This window comes from Francisella noatunensis subsp. noatunensis, from assembly GCF_009823375.1.
Classification (GTDB): Bacteria; Pseudomonadota; Gammaproteobacteria; order Francisellales; family Francisellaceae; genus Francisella; species Francisella noatunensis.
The window spans coordinates 1-5740 of the sequence record NZ_WBSX01000118.1 but is presented as its reverse complement, the minus strand read 5'-3'; the positions used below and the strand labels follow the sequence as shown (position 1 = coordinate 5740).

The following is a 5740-nucleotide window of genomic DNA, read 5'->3' as shown; positions in this document are numbered from 1 at the left end:
TTATACCTAAAGGTACTAACTTTAACAATATATCTCATCAATACATTAGAAAGTTACAGATAGACTTGAATAATAGACCTAAGAAATGTTTAAATTACTTGACACCTAATGAAGTACATTTTGGTATCTCTATAAACATTGAGAATACAATCTAGCTATATTACTATCTCAATACCGCTTTTTTTTGATGAAGTGTTTCGAGTTCTCAAGTATGGTGGACAATTTATAGTTGCTATGGATTTAGCAGTTGGATATGATACTGGTATTGATAAAATTAGATCGCACATAAGATAATAGTGGCCTGACATTTGTCAGGGGTATTGATATATCGGCTAATATCGTAGCGACTTTTGAATTTGAGTATGTGCAGAGACAAAAATATATTAGGTTTTTACCTAGAAATATTCGACAATTGCTTGAGAGCTTCATAGGAAACACGGGTAGTAAGCTTATGAAGTCATTTAGGTCAGGTTGTGTGGTAGTGCGTAAAGAGATTGTTTGCTAGATGTTATCAAAATATTGATGGATCTAGAGAGTCTTGTTACAATACCTCAAGTTTTATAATATTTTTATAATTAGGAATTTTTATGCAGAAAAGAGTGTTAAAGTTAGTTATGTTTGTTTGCTTGAATAGTATGGTAAATTTCAGCTATGCAGACAATTCTAGCGAATGTGATAGCGTACCTAGTATGATCAAGCAATTTAAAGGAGCTGATCAAGATAATTGGATAGGATATCGTAATGGTGATTTCGTTAGATATGATAATAAAGTATATCAACTGAAAAATGATTGGTGGACTGCAGACACTCCAGACATTAATCAACATTGGATATATTGTCAAGATGTTTTGCAACCTGCAATATACTTGTATACTCCTTCTAGACCTGCTTATGTAAGTAGTACTAGTAAACCTCATGTTATTATTTATGATAGTAATCACAATCAAGTTGCTGATCTAAAAAATCTTAAATGGGGGGCTACAAAAAAAGTTAGACTACCAATAGGGCAATTTACTATAGTTGTAGAAGGTATTGACTCTAGCCAAGGATATGCCAGCCAAAGTATAGTTAATTTGGCTATGGGTCAATCTAAGAAAATATCTGTTAACTATAAAAATATACATGCAGTTAGTTTAAGTATTTATCCTAAGGCTGCTATATCTGGTAGTGTGGGAGTCAAAATCTTAGATTCAAAAGGAACAGTGGTATATCAAGGCTCACTAGTTTTTAATAAGAAAAATACAATCTATGATATTGATGTTACAAAAGGTAAGTATATGATTCATGCTAACTCCTATATTGTAGCAGGTAAGGTTTATAAGGCTCCCGATACACTAGTATCATTATCACCAGATGAGACTACCAATGTTAATCTTAATTTCGATAGTTGGTCTGTTGCTGCTGCGAGAGTTGATGTGGCTGTCACAGATTTACCTAAAGATAGAGAGGTAAAATTAAAATTCATGAATAATACGGGAGATGTTCAGACAGTTAGTATTAAGGGTAATGGAGTATATACACAAATGTTTGATAAAGATGGTAGCACTTGGCATTTGATTGCTGATGGTATAGACGGTGTTAATATTTATCCTAAGAGCTTTAATGCTAGTCAGAGCTGTGTTAATGCAAGCGTCAAGAGTGTGTTCTAATAATAAAGTTGTTAGTTGATATGATATTGGATTCTGAACTCTTCGATCTTAATATTTAACGCACCATTCAAAATTACTCTCATCTGCGAAAATTTTCTCGAGTAGTTTAGCATTCATCGCGTGTGAAGTGCTATAAGTCTCAAAATGTCCGCTAATATGGCGTGTCCCACATAGCATAAGATCACCAACCAAATCCATGACTCTATGGCGAACATGCTCATCTGTATAGCGAAGACCATTTTTGACATATGATTTTTCTTGGTTAATAAGGATTGTATTTTGAGTGCTTGCACCTTGAGCAACAGGAGTTTTACTAAATTTTGTGAAGATTTTTGCCAGAATACCCTTATATAGCGGTCCAAAAGTTCGTGAATCGATGCAGTCTGCAACTAGTATTTCAGAGGTGATTATTTTATTGAAGCTTTGATAGCCACATTTTGGCTTTATTTGTAGGTTTACGCTGAAGCTGTCACTTGGTGAGGCTTTTATATATCTATTACCTTCGCGGTATTCGATAGTTTTTTTAATTATAAGTTTCTTGGATGAAGCATTATTTTGCTGGTGGATACCAGCTAGTTGTAGTTGCTGATAAAAGCCATTGCAACTGCCATCTAGTATTGGTATCTCATCTGTCTGAGAGTATATGTAAGCATTATCGATGCCTATACAAAATAGTGCTGCTAACAAGTGTTCTATAGTACGGATATAGTGTCGCTCATCAGCTGCAATACATGTACATAATGGCTTATCAATTACATAGCTGTAGTGTGTGGGTATAGTTTTGCCATTAATACAAAACACTATTCCGGTGTCAGCAGGAGCAGGAGAGATGACGATAGTATTGTATCTATTCGTATGTAGACCTTTACCCGATATATATACTGGGTTTGTTAGAGTGTATTGCATATGGCAACTATCTATTTTCTAAAATGATGGTTATAATCATGCGTCCTAAGCCATATAATGCACTTAAGATAACAAATATTGTTATTAGATTATATATAATACGAGGATATTTGGCGGAATCTGGTAAAGTTGGTTTGACAACATCTACTAGATAGCTTTGTTGATTCTGGCTGTCTAATTTGGCTGTTTCAAATGATTGTAGTGCTGATTGGTACTCTGTCATTGCAAATTCAGCATTGAGCTTAAGCCATGTGTAGTTAGACACCATATCATCAAGTTGCGATTGTTTTTGACTTTCTTTATCTTCGGCTAAGAAATCTGCTTTTTCTTTGTCGATCTGCTTTTTCAAAGCGATGATTTGTTGTTCAGTAGCTTTTACTTCACTAGAGTTAGGAGACAGATAAGATTTGAGATTTGTCAGTTGTGTCTCTGCAGCAGTTAACTGTCCTTGTAGATTTCCGATCACAGTAGCTTTGCTAGATACAGACCCCTCTGGGTCGACTATTCCACGGCTATTTTGGAACTCAACTAGGGCATCTTGGGCTTTCATCGCTTTAGTCTTGATCAGATCAAGCTGCTCTTTGTTAAATTTCATTCTGTTCTCAGCTAGTGTGTGCGATATATGGTCGATTATGTCTTGGCTTTCTTTGGTGATGGTGTTTAGTACATCTTGAGCCTGATCAGCAGTGTAGCCTTGCACATTTATTGTGATAGCATTAGACTGTTGGTTGTAGCTTAAAGATACCATCTTGTTATAGTAATCTAAGAAATCAATTTGATCAGCATTGCGCGACAAGCGTGAGAAAAAGTCTACTTTGGGACTCTGGTACATGGCTTTGATATTTAGGTCAGCTTGTAGTGTATCAAGCATTTGTGGGGACAGGATATAGTCTATCAGTAGATAGCTGTTTGCAGAAGTATCAGATCCGCCACCACCAAGTATGGTTGATAGTGAGCTATCAACCATAGGCGCAGTGTTATTTTGTCTTAGAGATACTATCGCTGAGCTCTCATAGCGTGGAGATGCAAGTACCACATAGTATAAGGCTACAATAATCGTTGGCAGTACTACTAGAGAAAAGAAGCTATTTCTTTTTGCAAAAGCATAGGTTTTGTTACTTTTAACAATAGCTTCGTGTTTATAGTGGATTTTTTTGTATGTATATATATCTCTTAGAGCAGTTGTTTTAAGCCTTTTACTAAGTTTTTTATATAGTGTAACTAATGTTTTTTTGTATTTACTTTTCAATACCTGTATTTTATTCATAATATAAATCTGCTTCTTTTTCATTTATATAAGATTACTTCTGATAAGAGGCTATAGCCTCATCCATATTATCAAATATATTAATTTTACCATTCTCTAACACAACTGCGATATCACAACTGCTTTTGATTTCCTTCATATTGTGCGAAACCATAATCACACAAGCATTTTTCTTTTTTTCATTGAATGCATCATTAGCCTTTTTCATGAACTGTGGATCGCCAACACCTGTGACTTCATCGACTAAGTAGTAGTCGAAATCAAAAGCCATGGACAGTCCAAAGTTGACTCTACCTTTCATACCTGAGCTATATGATTTGACAGGCATATCAAAAAACTCGCCAATCTCTGCAAAGTCATAGACAAACTCTTCTATTTGTTTCATCTCGCGTCGATTTTTGTTGTGGATGCGACAGACAAACTTGATGTTCTCGCGTGCTGTTAGACTACCTTGAAAACCTGCTGTCAGCCCTACAGGCCATGATATTGAACTAGTTGTAATTATCTTACCAGAGTTCGCGTATTCAAGACCGCCTAGCATACGTAGAAATGTAGATTTACCAGCACCATTGCGACCTAATATACCTATACTTTTACCTTCTGGGAAAGTATAATTAACATCTCTGAGAATATAGTGTTTATGTCCACGGATATTATAAAATTTGGTAGCATTTACAAGTTGTATCATATTTATAGGTTACCTTGATCTTGCATTCATCATAATATTTTTTCTAGCTACATAGTAGCACAAAACACCTAAGAATAGAGTGCATATTGCAAAAGCTACTAAATACTCATAGCTTAAATAAGTATTGAGATGTTCGACACTAAACGCTGAGCGAATAAATTCAATAACTTGAAGTATAGGGTTAAATGACAGATAGTAGGATATATTAGGAGGGAAGTCATTTAAGCCAAAAAATATTCCTGAAGTGAAAAATAAGATACGGTTAACAATCCCCATAAATTTGGGTAAATCTATATAGTAGTAGGAGATTACAGCAAGTATAAGTGATACACCAATTGTAATTGCTAATAGTATAATCACCATATATATAATACGGATAGGGTGATAAATATTTGCGCTACTATTTAGATATATTATCATAGCAGTCAAAATCAATGCAGATAGTGTGGTAATTGCCGCTTCTAGTATAACTCTCGCTAAGATTGTATCGATAATTTTGACTTGTCTATAAGCAAGTAAGGCTTGATTGGCAGCGATAGCACTAGATGCATTTTGAAAAGAGTTTCTAAAGAAGAGAAATGGTACAATTCCTGTTAGTAGGAATAGCAAAATCGGCATATTGCCCGTAGCTCTGCCTATAAATGTAAACATTGCGTAGAACATCATTATAAAAAGCATTGGCTCTACAACAATCCATGCATAACCGAAGTAACTATCGCCAAATTTTGTGGTAATTTCTCGATTGATTAACCCCCATATCACAGCTTTGTGTTCTATTAGAGATTTTTTGAATTCCGTCGTCATATTGTTGTTGTGATATAAATATTTTTCAATAATTGAATAAGAATACTATCACTTTGAGAAAAAAATAGCTAATTTAAATTTGCATAATTGTTCTAAATATTAGATACTTTGAGCCAAATACCTCACTGATGATTAATATCCAATTATGAAAAAAATATTTATAACTTTCTTGCTATTCTGTCTAGGTGGTTTGGCATTTGCAAATAGTGTTATGCCTGGTTTAACAGAATTTGACCAAATTGCCGAGAAAGGAGCTGGTCTTCCTGAAACCAAAAATAATCCGCCACCATCTATGGCATCTGGCTTAGCGTCAGTTACTGCGATGAATCAGGGAAATGGAATGGAGGACAAGGCAGGTTCACAGTTCTCTAATAAGGTTATAAATGATGATTTTGTACCACAATTAAATAGTTTGCAGGTATTTGG

Annotated in this window: 6 protein-coding genes and 2 pseudogenes; 4 read left to right on the top strand and 4 right to left on the bottom strand. The window is 34.7% G+C overall.

Annotated elements, in window-relative coordinates:
• From F8C69_RS11510 to F8C69_RS08710, 3 genes and pseudogenes are all read left to right on the top strand, one after another.
• Positions 1-155 (top strand): annotated as a pseudogene (locus tag F8C69_RS11510) (IS30 family transposase); the annotation flags it as partial.
• Positions 139-294: a hypothetical protein gene (locus tag F8C69_RS10850; protein WP_160194796.1), complete on the top strand. Its 156-nt coding sequence runs from the start codon at positions 139-141 to the stop codon at positions 292-294. The pseudogene F8C69_RS11510 and the gene F8C69_RS10850, both read left to right, overlap by 17 nt.
• A gap of 293 nt (positions 295-587) precedes the next feature.
• Positions 588-1649 carry a hypothetical protein gene (locus F8C69_RS08710; protein WP_159184903.1) on the top strand — a complete coding sequence of 354 codons (1062 nt, stop codon included), beginning with the start codon at positions 588-590 and terminating at the stop codon, positions 1647-1649.
• 48 nt (positions 1650-1697) lie between these two features.
• Here F8C69_RS08710 and lpxC read toward each other — a convergent pair whose 3' ends face one another.
• The 4 genes from lpxC to F8C69_RS08690 are packed head-to-tail and all read right to left on the bottom strand — an operon-like array spanning position 1698 to position 5314.
• Entirely contained in the window at positions 1698-2555 is an 858-nt protein-coding gene (gene lpxC, locus F8C69_RS08705) for a UDP-3-O-acyl-N-acetylglucosamine deacetylase (protein ID WP_159184902.1), read from the bottom strand.
• A 7-nt stretch (positions 2556-2562) separates the two neighbouring features.
• Positions 2563-3822 carry a KpsE/RkpR family capsule polysaccharide export protein gene (locus F8C69_RS08700; RefSeq protein WP_159184904.1) on the bottom strand — a complete coding sequence of 420 codons (1260 nt, stop codon included), beginning with the start codon at positions 3820-3822 and terminating at the stop codon, positions 2563-2565.
• Between the two features lie 34 nt (positions 3823-3856).
• On the bottom strand, positions 3857-4510 hold the full coding sequence (locus F8C69_RS08695; RefSeq protein ID WP_159184901.1) for an ABC transporter ATP-binding protein: 654 nt from the start codon (positions 4508-4510) through the stop codon (positions 3857-3859).
• Between the two features lie 9 nt (positions 4511-4519).
• Entirely contained in the window at positions 4520-5314 is a 795-nt protein-coding gene (locus F8C69_RS08690) for an ABC transporter permease (protein ID WP_159184900.1), read from the bottom strand.
• A 145-nt stretch (positions 5315-5459) separates the two neighbouring features.
• Here F8C69_RS08690 and F8C69_RS08685 point away from each other — a divergent pair.
• Positions 5460-5740: pseudogene (locus F8C69_RS08685) on the top strand (polysaccharide biosynthesis/export family protein); the annotation flags it as partial.